The organism is Micrococcus terreus, assembly GCF_900116905.1.
GTDB classification, from domain to species: Bacteria; Actinomycetota; Actinomycetes; order Actinomycetales; family Micrococcaceae; genus Citricoccus; species Citricoccus terreus.
In genome coordinates, this window is sequence record NZ_FPCG01000015.1 from 14,191 (window position 1) to 30,672 (window position 16,482).

14 protein-coding genes and 1 riboswitch are annotated in these 16,482 nt (G+C 63.3%); of the genes, 6 read left to right on the top strand and 8 right to left on the bottom strand.

Going from position 1 to position 16,482, the window contains the following annotated elements:
- Position 1: 1 nt before the first annotated feature.
- From BM355_RS13230 to BM355_RS13250, 5 genes are all read right to left on the bottom strand, one after another.
- The gene (locus BM355_RS13230; RefSeq protein WP_091699468.1) at positions 2-1,003 is read right to left on the bottom strand and encodes an IS481 family transposase; all 1,002 of its coding nucleotides are present in this window, start codon (positions 1,001-1,003) and stop codon (positions 2-4) included.
- Positions 1,000-2,175 carry a Cmx/CmrA family chloramphenicol efflux MFS transporter gene (locus tag BM355_RS13235; RefSeq protein WP_005882743.1) on the bottom strand — a complete coding sequence of 392 codons (1,176 nt, stop codon included), beginning with the start codon at positions 2,173-2,175 and terminating at the stop codon, positions 1,000-1,002. The genes BM355_RS13230 and BM355_RS13235 overlap by 4 nt, the downstream gene beginning before the upstream one ends.
- Before the next feature lie 209 nt (positions 2,176-2,384).
- Positions 2,385-3,254 (bottom strand): sulfonamide-resistant dihydropteroate synthase Sul1, encoded by an 870-nt coding sequence (sul1, locus tag BM355_RS13240; protein WP_091699470.1) that lies wholly within the window; start codon positions 3,252-3,254, stop codon positions 2,385-2,387.
- The gene (locus BM355_RS13245) at positions 3,248-3,595 is read right to left on the bottom strand and encodes a quaternary ammonium compound efflux SMR transporter QacE delta 1 (protein WP_000679427.1); all 348 of its coding nucleotides are present in this window, start codon (positions 3,593-3,595) and stop codon (positions 3,248-3,250) included. The genes sul1 and BM355_RS13245 overlap by 7 nt, the downstream gene beginning before the upstream one ends.
- Positions 3,596-3,758: 163 nt before the next feature.
- Positions 3,759-4,550 carry an ANT(3'')-Ia family aminoglycoside nucleotidyltransferase AadA2 gene (locus tag BM355_RS13250; RefSeq protein ID WP_001261740.1) on the bottom strand — a complete coding sequence of 264 codons (792 nt, stop codon included), beginning with the start codon at positions 4,548-4,550 and terminating at the stop codon, positions 3,759-3,761.
- A gap of 145 nt (positions 4,551-4,695) precedes the next feature.
- Here BM355_RS13250 and intI1 point away from each other — a divergent pair, with 145 nt between their 5' ends.
- The 4 genes from intI1 (at position 4,696) to BM355_RS13275 (ending at position 8,050) form a co-directional block, all read left to right on the top strand.
- Complete coding sequence (intI1, locus tag BM355_RS13255; RefSeq protein ID WP_000845048.1) at positions 4,696-5,709, top strand: class 1 integron integrase IntI1; 1,014 nt, start codon at positions 4,696-4,698, stop codon at positions 5,707-5,709.
- Between the two features lie 304 nt (positions 5,710-6,013).
- Positions 6,014-6,619 carry a recombinase family protein gene (locus BM355_RS13265; RefSeq protein WP_091699473.1) on the top strand — a complete coding sequence of 202 codons (606 nt, stop codon included), beginning with the start codon at positions 6,014-6,016 and terminating at the stop codon, positions 6,617-6,619.
- A 435-nt stretch (positions 6,620-7,054) separates the two neighbouring features.
- Positions 7,055-7,429: a hypothetical protein gene (locus BM355_RS13270; protein ID WP_245760828.1), complete on the top strand. Its 375-nt coding sequence runs from the start codon at positions 7,055-7,057 to the stop codon at positions 7,427-7,429.
- A 102-nt stretch (positions 7,430-7,531) separates the two neighbouring features.
- Positions 7,532-8,050 carry a hypothetical protein gene (locus BM355_RS13275; protein ID WP_245760829.1) on the top strand — a complete coding sequence of 173 codons (519 nt, stop codon included), beginning with the start codon at positions 7,532-7,534 and terminating at the stop codon, positions 8,048-8,050.
- 822 nt (positions 8,051-8,872) lie between these two features.
- Here BM355_RS13275 and BM355_RS13280 read toward each other — a convergent pair.
- The 3 genes from BM355_RS13280 to BM355_RS13290 form a co-directional block, all read right to left on the bottom strand.
- On the bottom strand, positions 8,873-10,315 hold the full coding sequence (locus BM355_RS13280; protein WP_091699477.1) for an MFS transporter: 1,443 nt from the start codon (positions 10,313-10,315) through the stop codon (positions 8,873-8,875).
- A gap of 11 nt (positions 10,316-10,326) precedes the next feature.
- Positions 10,327-10,443, bottom strand: a riboswitch (SAM riboswitch).
- A gap of 269 nt (positions 10,444-10,712) precedes the next feature.
- A complete protein-coding gene (locus tag BM355_RS13285; protein WP_177227968.1) occupies positions 10,713-12,551 on the bottom strand; it encodes a sigma-54-dependent Fis family transcriptional regulator in 1,839 nt (612 codons plus the stop codon).
- Positions 12,552-12,593: 42 nt separating this feature from the next.
- Positions 12,594-13,649, bottom strand: a complete 1,056-nt coding sequence (locus tag BM355_RS13290; protein ID WP_091699481.1) for an alcohol dehydrogenase — start codon at positions 13,647-13,649, stop codon at positions 12,594-12,596.
- Positions 13,650-13,951: 302 nt separating this feature from the next.
- Here BM355_RS13290 and BM355_RS13295 point away from each other — a divergent pair, with 302 nt between their 5' ends.
- The gene (locus tag BM355_RS13295; RefSeq protein ID WP_091699484.1) at positions 13,952-14,866 is read left to right on the top strand and encodes an alpha/beta hydrolase; all 915 of its coding nucleotides are present in this window, start codon (positions 13,952-13,954) and stop codon (positions 14,864-14,866) included.
- A 48-nt stretch (positions 14,867-14,914) separates the two neighbouring features.
- On the top strand, positions 14,915-16,482 hold a 1,568-nt coding region (locus tag BM355_RS13300; protein ID WP_091699487.1), incomplete at its 3' end, for a flavin-containing monooxygenase.

The following is a 16,482-nucleotide window of genomic DNA, read 5'->3' on the forward strand; positions in this document are numbered from 1 at the left end:
TCTAACTGTATGAGGCCAGGACGTTGTTGACGCGTAATGGTGTCGCGGATGCGGGCGGCTTCCCGTCATGCACACCGTGGGGCCGGTGGTAGTTGTAGTGCAGGTTCCAGGTTTCCAGCGCTTTCTCGCGCTGGTCTTCTGAGTTCCAGGTCCTTGCGTACAGGAACTCTTCAGCGAGGATGCGGTTGTAGCGTTCGACTTTCCCGTTGTGCTTGGGCGTGTAGGGCTTCGTACGGCGGTGCTCCGCGCCATTCAGAGCGGCGGCGAATGCCGCGGAGCGGTAGCAAGCGCCATTGTCGGTGATGATTCGCTCGATCCGGGTGATGCCGTGAGCGGCGAACCACACCCGGGCGCGGTTCAGGAACGAGACGGCGGTGGTGGCCCGTTCGTTCTCGAGCGATTCAGTGTATGCCAGGCGGGTGTGCCCGTCGATTGCGGAATGGAGGTAGGCGTACCCGGCGCGTGCCCCGCGGGTTCTCGCTCGGGCGGCGGCACGAGCCTCAGGGCTGCCTTTGCCATGAGCCCGCCAACCACCGCCGTTGGGGATGCGTCCGACTTTCTTGACGTCGAGATGCACCATGTGCCCGGGATGCTTTGCCGTGATCGTCTGCACTTGCCGGTTCGTCTCGCCGTTTGGGTCGATGAATCGACGGCGGTTCAGGCCGAGCTCGGCTAGGTGCCGAGTGACGGTGCGCCGACTGATCGCAACGCCATCTCCATGCAGTTCGAAGGTGATGCGGGATGCTGACCACTTGTGCTCGCGCCGTAGTTCCTCGATTCGCGCTAGCGTCTCGCCAGGTGTCGCGCTTGGCTGCCGGATTGGAGCAGATGAGCGGTCAAGCAGGCCGAGTTGACCGAACTTGCGGTACCGGGTTACCCACTTCGATGCGGTTGCGCGGGAGATGCCCATCTCTGCGGCGACATGCGCGAGGGGTCGAGAGCGGCAGCGCTCAATGAGTCGGCGACGGCCTTCGACTGTCAAGGGCGAGTTAGCGTGCGTCACTTGACCACTTCGCTCTCGGCGGGCGCGATCAGCCGGAGAAGGGGAATGGTGAGCAGCAATGCCGCTGCGGTCGTGGTGACGGCCACCCAAACGGGCCCGAGCGCACCGGGTATCACGCCGAGCGCGGCAGCGGCAAGTATGGGACCGACTGCTGCGCCGACGTTGAGTGCCGCGGTCGCGTACGAACCCGCCATGGTGGGTGCACCCGCCGCCGCATAGAGCACTCGCGTAATCAGCGTGCTGCCGACAGCGAACCCCAACACACCCTGAGCGAAAACGAGCCCGAGCAGGGCAACGGGGTTCGTCGCGAAGAGCGCCAAGGCGACCCAGCCGAGTACAAGGACGCTTCCACCGCCCATGATGACGACGCGAGGTCGGGCGTCAGCGAGCCGTCCCGCAACGGTGACGCCGATGAAGGAACCGACGCCGAAGAGCACAAGCGCCACCGACACCCACCACTGGCTCAGGTCGGCGGTTCCCGTAACGATCGGCGCAAGGAAGGTCAGCGTTGCGAAGGTGCCGGCATTCACCAGGGCAGCCAGCATCATCGTCAGAACGAGGCGCGGAGAGGCAAGCTGCGCCAACTCCATCCGCAGCGAGGACGAATCCTTCTCGGACGTGTCGCCAGCTTGAGTGGTGAAGCCCGCGGCAATGCCGATCGCAGCGGGGACGCAGAGGAGAGCGATCGCCCAGAACGTCGACTGCCAGCCAAGGGCCGTACCAAGTACGGCACCCGCGGGGACGCCGGCGACGGTTGCGACGGTGGTGCCCGCCAGCAGAATCGATACGGCCCGACCTTTGGCGTTGGGTGCCACGAGTTTCGTCGCCGCGCCCAGTGCGACCGCCAAGAAGCCTGCGTTGACAATCGCGGCGATCACGCGCGTGATGAACAGAACAGTGAAGTCGGGCGTCAGCGCCCCGACGACATGAGCCGCCGCGAATACAGTCACGCAACCCAAGAGTGTCGATTTCACGGGGAGGCGACGAGTGAGGGCGGCCATCGCAGGTGCGCCGATCACCATGCCCGCGGCGAATGCCGATGTCAGGAGACCAGCTGTCCCCACGGGAACGCCGAAGTATGTGGAAATGTCGGGCACGAGGCCGGCGAGCATGAACTCGGAAGTACCCATGGCGAAGACCACCAGGGCAAGAAGATAGAGAGCGAAAGGCATCGAGGTAGCTCCGAAGCGAGAGTGCGAACAAGAGAACGTCTCGTCACTACGGTCAGCGCCCAGAGGACACCCGAATGTCGTGCTGCACACAGCACAGGGCAGCAGAGAGCTGAGGGCTCAGCGAAGGTGAGGGGCTGACGGCGTGACCGAAAGCCCCTGAGTGTCCGATTCAGGGCTCGACATGCGTCCCAATCTACCCGTCTGTGCCGCTACCCCCAAGAAACGTCAACAACCTCATGGCCAGCAACATCTAACCCTCGGTCTCTGGCGTCGCGACTGCGAAATTTCGCGAGGGTTTCCGAGAAGGTGATTGCGCTTCGCAGATCTCCAGGCGCGTGGGTGCGGACGTAGTCAGCGCCATTGCCGATCGCGTGAAGTTCCGCCGCAAGGCTCGCTGGACCCAGATCCTTTACAGGAAGGCCAACGGTGGCGCCCAAGAAGGATTTCCGCGACACCGAGACCAATAGCGGAAGCCCCAACGCCGACTTCAGCTTTTGAAGGTTCGACAGCACGTGCAGCGATGTTTCCGGTGCGGGGCTCAAGAAAAATCCCATCCCCGGATCGAGGATGAGCCGGTCGGCAGCGACCCCGCTCCGTCGCAAGGCGGAAACCCGCGCCTCGAAGAACCGCACAATCTCGTCGAGCGCGTCTTCGGGTCGAAGGTGACCGGTGCGGGTGGCGATGCCATCCCGCTGCGCTGAGTGCATAACCACCAGCCTGCAGTCCGCCTCAGCAATATCGGGATAGAGCGCAGGGTCAGGAAATCCTTGGATATCGTTCAGGTAGCCCACGCCGCGCTTGAGCGCATAGCGCTGGGTTTCCGGTTGGAAGCTGTCGATTGAAACACGGTGCATCTGATCGGACAGGGCGTCTAAGAGCGGCGCAATACGTCTGATCTCATCGGCCGGCGATACAGGCCTCGCGTCCGGATGGCTGGCGGCCGGTCCGACATCCACGACGTCTGATCCGACTCGCAGCATTTCGATCGCCGCGGTGACAGCGCCGGCGGGGTCTAGCCGCCGGCTCTCATCGAAGAAGGAGTCCTCGGTGAGATTCAGAATGCCGAACACCGTCACCATGGCGTCGGCCTCCGCAGCGACTTCCACGATGGGGATCGGGCGAGCAAAAAGGCAGCAATTATGAGCCCCATACCTACAAAGCCCCACGCATCAAGCTTTTGCCCATGAAGCAACCAGGCAATGGCTGTAATTATGACGACGCCGAGTCCCGACCAGACTGCATAAGCAACACCGACAGGGATGGATTTCAGAACCAGAGAAAGAAAATAAAATGCGATGCCATAACCGATTATGACAACGGCGGAAGGGGCAAGCTTAGTAAAGCCCTCGCTAGATTTTAATGCGGATGTTGCGATTACTTCGCCAACTATTGCGATAACAAGAAAAAGCCAGCCTTTCATGATATATCTCCCAATTTGTGTAGGGCTTATTATGCACGCTTAAAAATAATAAAAGCAGACTTGACCTGATAGTTTGGCTGTGAGCAATTATGTGCTTAGTGCATCTAACGCCGGAGTTAAGCCGCCGCGCGTAGCGCGGTCGGCTTGAACGAATTGTTAGACATCATTTACCAACTGACTTGATGATCTCGCCTTTCACAAAGCGAATAAATTCTTCCAAGTGATCTGCGCGTGAGGCCAAGTGATCTTCTTTTTGTCCCAGATAAGCTTGCTTAGCTTCAAGTAAGACGGGCTGATACTGGGCAGGTAGGCGTTTTATTGCCCAGTCGGCAGCGACATCCTTCGGCGCGATTTTGCCGGTTATTGCGCTGTACCAAATGCGGGACAACGTAAGCACTACATTTCGCTCATCGCCGGCCCAGTCGGGCTGCGAGTTCCATAGCTTCAAGGTTTCCCTCAGCGCCTCGAATAGATCCTGTTCAGGAACCGGGTCAAAGAATTCCTCCGCTGCCGGACCTACCAAGGCAACGCTATGTTCTCTTGCTTTTGTAAGCAGGATAGCTAGATCAATGTCGATCATGGCTGGCTCGAAGATACCCGCAAGAATGTCATTGCGCTGCCATTCTCCAAATTGCAGCTCGCGCTTAGCCGGATAACGCCACGGGATGATGTCGTCATGCACGACAAGGGTGACTTCTATAGCGCGGAGCGTCTCGCTCTCGCCAGGGAAAGCCGAAGCCTCCATAAGGTCATTGAGCAATGCTCGCCGCGTCGTTTCATCAAGCTTTACGGCCACAGTAACCAACAAATCAATATCGCTGTATGGCTTCAGGCCGCCATCCACTGCGGAGCCGTACAAATGCACGGCCAGCAACGTTGATTCCAGATGGCGCTCAATGACGCTTAGCACCTCTGATAGTTGGTTCGAAATTTCGATGGTCACCGCTACCCTCATGATGTCTAACTTTGTTTTAGGGCGACTGCCCTGCTGCGTAACATCGTTGCTGCTCCATAACATCAAACATCGACCCACGGCGTAACGCGCTTGCTGCTTGGATGCCCGAGGCATAGACTGTACAAAAAAACAGTCATAACAAGCCATGAAAACCGCCACTGCGCCGTTACCACCGCTGCGTTCGGTCAAGGTTCTGGACCAGTTGCGTGAGCGCATACGCTACTTGCATTACAGCTTACGAACCGAACAGGCTTATGTCCACTGGGTTCGTGCCTTCATCCGTTTCCACGGTGTGCGTCACCCGGCAACCTTGGGCAGCAGCGAAGTCGAGGCATTTCTGTCCTGGCTGGCGAACGAGCGCAAGGTTTCGGTCTCCACGCATCGTCAGGCATTGGCGGCCTTGCTGTTCTTCTACGGCAAGGTGCTGTGCACGGATCTGCCCTGGCTTCAGGAGATCGGAAGACCTCGGCCGTCGCGGCGCTTGCCGGTGGTGCTGACCCCGGATGAAGTGGTTCGCATCCTCGGTTTTCTGGAAGGCGAGCATCGTTTGTTCGCCCAGCTTCTGTATGGAACGGGCATGCGGATCAGTGAGGGTTTGCAACTGCGGGTCAAGGATCTGGATTTCGATCACGGCACGATCATCGTGCGGGAGGGCAAGGGCTCCAAGGATCGGGCCTTGATGTTACCCGAGAGCTTGGCACCCAGCCTGCGCGAGCAGCTGTCGCGTGCACGGGCATGGTGGCTGAAGGACCAGGCCGAGGGCCGCAGCGGCGTTGCGCTTCCCGACGCCCTTGAGCGGAAGTATCCGCGCGCCGGGCATTCCTGGCCGTGGTTCTGGGTTTTTGCGCAGCACACGCATTCGACCGATCCACGGAGCGGTGTCGTGCGTCGCCATCACATGTATGACCAGACCTTTCAGCGCGCCTTCAAACGTGCCGTAGAACAAGCAGGCATCACGAAGCCCGCCACACCGCACACCCTCCGCCACTCGTTCGCGACGGCCTTGCTCCGCAGCGGTTACGACATTCGAACCGTGCAGGATCTGCTCGGCCATTCCGACGTCTCTACGACGATGATTTACACGCATGTGCTGAAAGTTGGCGGTGCCGGAGTGCGCTCACCGCTTGATGCGCTGCCGCCCCTCACTAGTGAGAGGTAGGGCAGCGCAAGTCAATCCTGGCGGATTCACTACCCCTGCGCGAAGGCCATCGGTGCCGCATCGAACGGCCGGTTGCGGAAAGTCCTCCCTGCGTCCGCTGATGGCCGGCAGCAGCCCGTCGTTGCCTGATGGATCCAACCCCTCCGCTGCTATAGTGCAGTCGGCTTCTGACGTTCAGTGCAGCCGTCTTCTGAAAACGACAACTTGCCTACTCCGCAATCGCGGTATTTTGTCTCATTTGACCGTCTCATTCGCTATTGTCGCGATTACCTGAAATCTGTCGAGTTGATGAGACGAGGCCCTGATGGCAAGCCTGGGATACGCACGAGTGAGCACGGTCGAGCAAAACGCGGACCTGCAGACCCGCGCACTGAAGGAAGCGGGATGTCTGAAGGTCTACACGGACCACGGCGTCAGCGGGACCAAAGCGAGGCGGGCACAGCTGGACAAGCTGCTTGAACACGCTCGCGCCGGCGACGAGCTGGTGGTGTGGAAGCTGGACAGGCTTGGCCGCAACACCCGCCAGCTGCTTGATCTGATCGATCAACTCGAATCTCAGAACATCCACTTCCGGTCCCTCACCGAGGGGATCGCCACGACCGGATCGATGGGCAAAGCGATGCTCACGGTCATGTCCGCCTTCGCTCAACTCGAACGTGACCAGCTGGCCGAGCGCACTAAGGCCGGCATGGCCGCCGCCGCGGCCCGCGGCCGCAAGGGCGGTCGGCCCGCGGTCACCCCCGAGGCCGAGAAGGTCCGACAGGCCGGCCAGTACCGGCACGCCGGGCTCACCCCGCCTGAAATCGCCAAGCTGCTCGGAGTCAGCCGGGCCACCGTGTATCGCTACCTGGCTTTACTCGCACGGGAGGACAATCCCGGGGGGCTCTCGCCGACAGCTATCACTCTCTGACTCAGTACATGAACGGTTCCGCTTGACTTCAACGGATAAGTGCCCCCGATCACCCAGCGCCGCACCCGCTTCCGCGTCCAGCGCCCCCTATCGCGCACTCCAGCTTCATATCGGAGCAATTCGCAACATCTATGGCCCTAATGGGCGCATTCAAGACTTCGAACATTAACCAGCGCATCTTCCGGGCACGGGAACAGGCGCGATGGACTAGCTGGGGGGGAGCCCAAAGCGGTCATTCCAAATCACCGAGTCGTCGGACACGCCGTCACAGTTCTCTAATGCGTTTCCTAAGTTTTCCGGCTGCGTCTACAGGGCCAGTGGGGTATGCTGGGGCTTGCAAGTCAAGATGTAGTTCCCAGGCACGAAAGTTCGGAGAAGGCCATGGCGTTCAAAGTTTTTGAGAAGGGCAGCGCTCCTGTCCCTAGTGTCCCGAGCGTGACAATTCAAAAGAAGGGACTCTTCTCATTGAATGATGCAGCCGTGCGCCTACTGGACGACCCAGAGGCGGTTCAATTCCTATGGGATGAGGACCGCCGAGTCATTGGACTTCAGGCCGTACCCTTGGCTACCCCCAACGCATATCCAGCGCGCCGGCAGGGCGTCGCTAAGGGAAATAAGCAGCCTAATCGAGGCCCTGTATTAGTGGCGGGAACCATGTTCACAAAGTTCATCGAATTGGATACCTCGCAAGCAAAACGTTGGATCCCACGCATGGAGGGCGATGTCCTCATCATCGATCTCAACGAACCGGGCCAGCCAGTGACTTCTAACCGCAATCGGAACAAGCAGCAGGAGAATGATGGTGACTAAGCACCCTTCAGAGAGGAGTGCCTGCAAACCCTGCCATAGCGCCGGTGTTGCTCTTGATAGCCCATGCGATGCTTCCTCAAGGCACTCAGCAAGGCTCAACTGATGAGCGGGCACTTGTTCGTCGACGAAACCAAACGTCGTGACTACCTCATGGTGGTGGGAGTCGTGCTTCCGAAAGATCTGACGCCCGCTCGGAAATGCATGCAGGGTCTAATTCTTCCCGGCCAACGACGTCTGCACATGAAGGATGAACGGGACTCCCGGAAGCGTCAGATTCTGTCCGCTATCGAGAAGCTGGACATCGAAGCCATGGTGTACGACGCTGGCAACCGCTACCGCACCCAGCGCGATGCCCGGGCGGCTTGTCTGCGCGCCATGGTTGAGGATGCCACTCAGCATGGTCATCGGCACCTCATCCTCGAACGAGATGCGACATTGGAAAATTGGGATCGCCAGCAGCTTATCGAGGCAACGCGCCGCCTGGGCAGCACAGTGAAATACCGCCACGAGACGGCAGTGGCCGAACCCCTACTTGCCATTCCAGACGCTTTGGCTTGGGCTTATGCAAAGGGCGGCGACTGGCGCCGTCGTAGTTGCATTCGCACCGTACGCCAAGTCTGATCCGCGCGATTAAAACGCGAAGCCCGAGCGCCGCGGTCGTCCGGCCGGGTCTCGGGCTCACTTCCCGCCACTCAGCGCGACGGGCTACCTACAGCTTACGAGACTTACCTTCTGAACGCCAAGCTTGCCTTTAAGTGTTACCTGTGCGGAAGACGAAATAGGATTCAGTTGCCAAGCCAGGCTGTCTCATCGTGGCGCGCAGAACGAAGAAATCCGCTTTCCGGGTGGCGCAGCTGATGCCACCATCCTCGAAGACCTCTCTAACCGTCCTTACTGCTGGCCCTTACGGATCAGCTTGCCATGGCCACATCAGGTGTCTCGCAACCGACCGTGACTACGCAATCCCAGCCGCTACGTTCCGATGCATAGTTGCGAGAATCCGAGGGGGCTCGTGAAGACCAGAAATCCGCGCCGTCCTCCTGTGCTCAAGAATGCACTCGTGAGACGTCTTGCAACCCATAGGTTGAGAGACATTGTGGATCGTGTCGTCACATACGACTGCACGGAGACGCGACCCTGACAAACCACCTCTAAGCCCGATTCGACATGACCGTTCAATGACCGATTCGCAACCCGCTCTGACGGCAATCTGACGTCAGGACCTCAAGTGTGAAATCGGGTATACCCGCCCTGACACTTCGGAGTTCGAGACAAGCCCGGGGCGTCGACGGCTGAGGGAGCGACTGCCATGAACGGTCCTCCCGGGGGAGGGAAAAGAAATGAGCCTCCCGGAGGTAGTCGCGTCTGCTGGCCGCGCCCCACCGAGGGTGGTTTGCTGGCGGATGGATGTGGAATGCCAAGCGACTCTTGACGAACGGGCACCTACCGTCCGAGGACTTCAGCGACCTCAGTGCTGCCGGGAGTGGTCGCCGCCTCGGGCAGTGCGTCGCCTCGAGAATCGGTGCTCCGGTCCGGGTCCCAGCGGATGACGGTGGCCGTGAGGAAGCCAATAAACGGCACGGCAGCCATGGCCACGATGGCGCCCGAGGTGCCCAGCGAAGCCTGCAGCAGGGGGAACAAGAACAAGCCGCCGGCTGCACCGATGTTGCAGAAGGTGGTGGAGACGCCCATACCCAGGCCACGCAAATGGCTGGGATAGGCCAGTGCTGACAACGCCGCCCCGCCAGGGGCGGCCAGGGCCGAATGGAAGAGGATGAACAGGGACGGCAACAGGATGGACATGGCCAGGGGTGCGGTCTCCAGGGTCAAGCCGAACACCACGAGGATGACCGCGCACGCGGCGAAGCCAAGCTGGACGGCCCCGCGGATGCGCAGTCGAGCCGCCAGCCCGGCGGCGGCGAATCCGCCGACGATGCCCAGCACGTTGAAGACCGCCGCACCGAGGGTGGCCGCCGCGAAGCTCTCCCCGAACAGGGTCAGGGCGATGATCGGCAGGTACCAGCCGATGGCGTAGTACTGGCAGGCCTCCGCGACCCAGGCGACATTCGCCAGGATGGTACGACGCCGATAGGGCGCACGGAACAGCACGCCGATCTGGCCCCCTTCGCGCGCCTCTCCAGCGGTGGCCAGGGTGTCGTCGGCAGCGGTGACCTGGGCCTCGCCGGAGAAGTCGTACATCCGCTGCAGGGCCACGGTCGCTTCTGCATACCGGCCCTTGGAGGCCAGCCAGCGCGGGGACTCCACCAGCACGGCGCGCTGGGAGACCAGCAAGACCACGGCCACGACGGCACAGCTGGCCAGCAACCAGCGCCAGATCGAGGTACCCACCTGGAACTGGTAGATCACGTACGTGATTAACAGGTTGGAAGTGGTGGCCACGTACCACATGCCCTGCCAGCGGTTGAGCTTGCTCTGATGCCGGTCCGACAGGAACTCGGAGATGTAGGTCAGCAGCGCCCCGAAGTCCATCGCCCAGGCCACGCCGGCCAGCACCCGAGACACGATGAGCATCTCGAAACTGCCGGCGGTCATACCGATCACCATCGCGAGCAACGCAAGGACCTTGGCCGCCAACAAGACGTTCAGCCGGCCGAATTTGTCGGACAGGCCTCCAGCGAAGGGGCAGACAAAGATCGCCACGAACATGTACGTGCTGGTCACCAAGGAGACCTCGACGGGGCCCAACCCCAACTCCTGGGTCAGCGGATCCAACCCCGATGCCAGGGCCGCACCGGCGTAGGCCTCGAAGAACACCCCGCCCAAGCCCAGGATCCATACCCATTTCATGGCCGGGCGAGGACGGCCGATATTCAGCCCGTGGACGATGGACTGCTCGGAATCGATGGTCAGGGTGGACGTACTCATGCACTACCTCGGGTCGCGTCTTGCCCGCACCAGAGGGCTGCGGGCCGAATCCTCACCTGGAGCACCCCACACGCATGGAGGGTTGCCGGCCACGGAACCAGGGTTCATAGAGGGTGGCACTCGTGATTCGTCACAGACCATATCGGCCCAGTCGTGGGCAGTCATTGCCGGCGTCACGGGCGGTCATGCGGTAGTTGCCTCCGCGAAAGTCCGTCGGCAAGGTTAGGGAGATGACGTCGTGAGACGACGAGGTTACGCAGACATGTAGGAGAGGTGCCCGAAGAAGGAAGTCCTCGCGCGGCAGATGAGATCTCTACATACATTCGTTCTGTCCCGTACGAGTAGTCGATCGGCCCTGTCGAGACAGACGCCCCGGGAGGATTTAGTGCCGAGGAGCCTACGTTTCCTCCTCGATACGCAGGCTGCGTATCTTGCGGTACAGCGTGGTGCGGCCGATACCCAGGATCTCCGCCGCGCGGGACTTGTTCCACTCGGCGTCCCGCAAAGCGGCGACGATCGTCTCGCGCTCGGACTGCTCATAGCGGCTCAGCCGCGGACCGGCGGCTTGGCGCAGGGCCGGAGGCAGGTGCTGAACCTGGACGAGACCCGTGCGTGCCGCCGTCGGAAGTCCGGCGAGGACATCTCGAAGCTCGGCCACGTTGCCAGGCCACGTCCAGGCGAGCAGGGATTGCAGGGCGCCCGGGGAGAACCGCAGGGGGCGAGCTCCCGGGAAGAGGCCGGCGGCCACTTCCCGGATGACACCGGGAAGTTCTCCGCGCAGTTCGGCCAGGGACGGCACGGTGACCTCCACAGTGCCCTCGGTCGTGCCTGCCCCGCCGCTAACGGTGGGCACGATCGAGCCGGAGTTTTGCTCTTGGAGCTGTTCCGTGAGGAGGACCCGGGCGGTACTGCCCGCTTCGAGGGCTGTCGCGGACGACTGCTGGAGCCGGGTCCGGGATCGCCGGTCCAGAGCCTCTGCGTTGGTGACGACGACCCCGCGGCCGGCCGTCAATGCCTGCTCGACGGCAGCCCAGTCGCGGTCGGTCCCGGGCCGGGATTCGGTAGCGGCGGCGAGCCGACCGGCGTCGACAGTCAAGGGCTCCTGGCCGGTGCGTTTCCGCAACCAGGCCAGCGCCTGATGACGTTTGCCCGTGCCCGGCGCGCCGGTCAGTCTCAGCACGAGAGCACGATCGGCGGCGTTGTCCAGCGCGCGGCGCACCGTGCCATAGGGGCCCGTGACCATCTCGGGGCCGTCCGGACCCAGATCGGCCCGGCGGCTTGCCTCCGGATCGGTGCGGATGCCCTGCCCGCCCGCCGGTTCGTCGCTGGCATCGGTCATGACGCTGGCGGGAAGCGTGAGGGGTTCGGTGAACTCGAGAACGAAGAGGGGTTCCTGTGGGATCCGGCCCATCCGCCGGGCCGTGGCCACGGTGCCCAGCAGGGGCAGCTCTAGCTGGAAGGTCTCCTCCGACCAACCGTGCCGCAATAACCGGTCCCACAGCACGGCGTGGGTCTCTGTGTCCAAATGGGAGAGGGTCGGCAGATCCGTCATCACCGTCTGGGCGTTCATGACCAGGACTGGACTACGGGACGACCGGAACACCCGGTAGGTACGGGCCAGCTCCAAGTCGCGCGAGTCCGCCTGGGATACCAGCTCTTCGGCGATCTGGTTCCCGATTTGCCGGACGATGGAGACCATGAGCCCATGAGCGGAAACGGCGGGAGAGGCCAAGGCTATGGAGCCCACGATGCGCCCGGTGATGGGGTGGCGCAGCGGGGCGCCGGCGCAGGCGAGCTGGGCGAGTGCCTCATGGTAGTGCTCGGGGCCGCGGACGAACACCACGCTCCGGGCTTCAATGGGAGTGCCGAGCCCGTTGGTGCCCAGGCTTCCCTCGGAGAAGTCGAACCCCTCGACGGCGTTGGCCCGGTCCAGGCGGCGCTCATCCTGAGGGGTCACGATCCGACGGGAGACGATCCGGCCGTCCTGGTCCGCGAGCAGCAGAGACAGGTGGGAGTCCGTCAGGCTGTCCTGCCACTGGTCGAGGATCCGTCCGGCCGCCCGGAGGATTGCCGCGTCCGGATCGACCGCACCCAGCACCCGGGGCTCGGCGGTGGGGTCCACGCGCAACGAGACCGATCGGCGCCAGCTGCGCTCGATCTCCTCCGGTACCAGAGACGAGGGCACGACGAGGCCCCGCAGGCCTTGGGTGATCAACAACTCCCGGGCCTGGCGCACCTGGTCCTCACGCCGTGGCGTCATCGTCGGCACCGTTCTGAATCAAGCCGTTAGGACGATCCGTCCGCGGACGCCGCCAGCGGTGAGCTCATCCAGGGCCGTGGCCACGGACTCGGCGGACAGGGGGCGCTCCACGACCGGGATCGAGGGAAGGTCACCGCGCTGGGCTATCTTCACCAAGTCCTGCATCTGGCCCATGGTTCCCACGAAGCTGCCCTCGATGCGGATCATGCGCAGGGCCAGCGGGGCGGTCGGCAGGGTCACCTCGCCGCCGAAGAGTCCGACCTGGACCATGATGCCGGCCTTGATCAGGATTTCGAAGCCCAGGGTGGCGGTGGTGCCGTTGTTGACGAAGTCGATCACGGCGCTGGCCGGTCCGCCGATCGCCTCTCGGATCCCCGACGCCGCCTTCTCACCGGAGACGACGGTGTGCGTGGCGCCGAGCTCCCGGGCCAGGTCTAGGTTGGACTCCGAGACGTCCACGGCGCAGACGTTCTCGTGGCCGCGGTAACGGAGCACCGCGATGGCGGTCAGGCCCAACCCCCCGGCGCCGATGATGACGACGGGCTCGTCCGGGTCCAGGGGGAGGACCCGGTCCACGGCGCTGTAGGCGGTCAGTCCGGAGCAGGCCAGGGTGGCCGCCCAGCTGGGATCCAGACCCTTGATGTCCGCCAGGTACTTCTCGTCCGGGACGAGGATGTACTCGGCATAGCCGCCATGCCGGGCCACGCCGAGGTTGCATCCGGCCGCGCACCGATTGTCTCGCCCGGCCCGGCACTCACGGCATTCGCGGCAGCCGATCCAGGGGTAGACCAGCCGGCGGTCACCGGGCCGGACTCCTTTGACTCCCTCGCCGACCCCCTCGACCACGCCGACGACCTCATGGCCCATGACCATCGGGTACTCGATACCGCGGTCCTTGAGGCTCATCAGACCGCCACTGCCCAGGTCGTAGCCGCCGGCGCGGAGGTGGGTGTCCGTATGGCAGACCCCGGCGCGTTCGACACGGAGCAGGACCTCCCGACCGGTCGGGACGGGCGTGGGGAGCTCGAGGTCATGGATCGTCGGGTCGTCGGCCTGGACTGCATAGGCGTGCATGGGGGAGTCCTCATTCACTCGTTCGATGACAGGCGGATATTGGCTGTGCGCCGAGTCACATCGAATCCATCATTCCGCACCCGCTGGGCATCTCAAAATACTCAAACTGCCCTCAATTGACCCCTGATGCGGTATCAATCTCGAGTGACGCCCACTGTTTCACAATGGAACACCTGTGCCCTGCATCACACTCCTACGGTGGTTTCATGCCTCCGATGACGCCCATTCCCGGGCCGAGTCGCCCAAAGCGGCGGGCCACCAACCACGTGGCGGGCCCGCGCCCCGAACGGAAGGAAGGGACCATGACCCCCAACACGGTCACCACCACCCAGGATGCCCTGCGCGACCTCTACGCCGACTGGTCGGCCATCATGGCGGAGAACCCGCAGATGTCCATGCGGCTGTTCCGTGCGGTGTTCGATGAGTGGCACCAGCCCACCGTCGAGCCCGAGGACGTGACCTACCGCGAGGACACCGTGGGCGGGGTGCCCGGGATCTGGTGCCTGCCGGCCGGGGGCGACGCCTCCCAGGTGCTGCTGTACACCCACGGTGGCGGATTCTCCGTCGGTTCCGCCTCGAGTCACCGCAAGCTGGCCGCCCACGTGGCCAAGGCCCTGGGTGTCGTCAGCTTCGTGCTGGATTACCGCCGCGCCCCGGAGCACCCGCACCCGGCCCAGGTCGAGGACGGCGTGGCCGTCTTCGACGCGCTCCTCGAGTCGGGCATCAAGCCCGAGAACATCACCACCATCGGTGATTCCGCCGGCGGCAACTTGGCCATCGCCATCGCCCTGGCCCTGAAGGAACAGGGCAAGCCGGCGCCGGGGCAGGTCATCGCCTTCTCCCCGTGGGTGGACATGGAGAACAAGGGCGAGACCCTCCACACCAACGCCGCCACCGACGCCCTCATCACTCCCGAGTTGCTCGAGGGCATGATCGCCGGCGTGCTTGGGGGCGCGGTGGATCCGAAGACCCCGCTGGCCAACCCGCTCTACGCCGACTTCTCCGGCTTCCCCCGCCTGTACCTGACCGCCGGCAGCGTGGAGGCCCTCGTGGACAACGCGCAGCGCCTGGAAGGGCTCGCCCGCCGGGCCGGGGTGGACGTCACCCTGAACGTCGCCGAGGGCCAGCAGCACGTCTTCCCGTTCCTGGCGGGCCGCTCCGAGGTGGCCGACCAGGAGCTGTTCCGGATCGCCGACTGGTACCGCCAGGGCCGCTGAGCGGCCGGGCTTGAGTTACCGAACTTCCATCCAGCGAAGGACTTGATCATGACCTCACAGATTCATCCAGAGAGTCAGCTGCACCCCCAGACGGTGGACGCCATCGTGATCGGTGCCGGCTTCGGCGGCATCTACGCCGTGCACAAACTCGCCAATGAGCTCGGCCTGTCCGTGATCGGCTTCGACAAGGCGGACGGTCCCGGCGGGACCTGGTACTGGAACCGGTACCCGGGGGCGCTGTCGGACACCGAGAGCCACCTGTACCGTTTCTCCTTCGACAAGGAGTTGCTGCAGGAGGACACCTGGGAGCACACCTATCTGACGCAACCGGAGATCCTGTCCTATCTCGAGGGCGTGGTGGACCGCTTCAACCTGCGCCGGCACTTCCGGTTCGGTGCGCAGAACGAGGTCACCTCGGCGCACTACCTCGACAAGCCCGGCCTCTGGGAGGTCACCACGGAGGGCGGGGACGTGTTCCGCGCCAAGTACGTGGTCAACGCCATCGGCCTGCTCTCGGCGATCAACTTCCCGCAACTGCCGGGCCTGCACACCTTCCAGGGCGAGGTGTACCACACCGGCGCGTGGCCGGAGAATCACGACCTGGCCGGCAAGCGCGTGGGGGTCATCGGTTCCGGGTCCACCGGCACCCAGGTGGTCACCGCGCTCGGTCCGGTGGCCGGCCACCTGACGCACTTCATCCGCACCCCGCAGTACTCCGTGCCGGTGGGCAAACGCCCGGTGTCCGCGCAGGAGCGCGCGGAGATCAAGGCCAGGTACGACGAGATCTGGGACCAGGCCAAGAGCTCCTCCGTGGCTTTCGGCTTCGAGGAGTCCACGGTGCCGGCGATGTCCGTCTCCGAGGAGGAGCGTCATCGCGTCTTCGAGGAGGCCTGGCAGCGTGGCGGCGGCTTCCGCTTCATGTTCGGCACCTTCGGGGACATCGCCACCGACGAGCAGGCCAATGAGGCCGCTGCCGCGTTCATCCGCTCCAAGATCGGACAGATCGTCAAGGACCCCGAGAAGGCCCGCAAGTTGACCCCGCACGACCTCTACGCCCGCCGCCCACTGTGCGACGACGGCTTCTTCGAAACCTTCAACCGGGACAATGTGGACGTGGTGGCCCTCAAGGAAAATCCCATCCGCGTGATCACCGAGCACGGCGTGGTGACCGAGGACGACCAGCTGCACGAACTGGACGCCCTCGTCTTCGCCACCGGCTTCGACGCGGTGGACGGCAACTACCGGCGGATGGAGATCCGCGGCCGCAACGGGGAGCACATCAACGACCACTGGGCCGGGCAGCCGAACAGCTACCTCGGCGTGGCCACGGCGAACTTCCCGAACTGGTTCATGATCCTGGGCCCCAACGGCCCGTTTACCAACCTGCCGCCGAGCATCGAGACCCAGGTCGAGTGGATCAGCGACACGGTGAAGTACGCCGAGCAGAACGGCATCACGGCCCTCGAGCCCACGCCGGAGGCGGTGGAGCAGTGGGGCCAGACCTGCACCGAGATCGCCAACATGACCGTGTTCACCAAGGTCGACTCCTGGATCTTCGGGGCGAACATCCCGGGCAAGAAGCCCTCGGTGCTGTTCTACCTCGGCGGCCTGGGCAA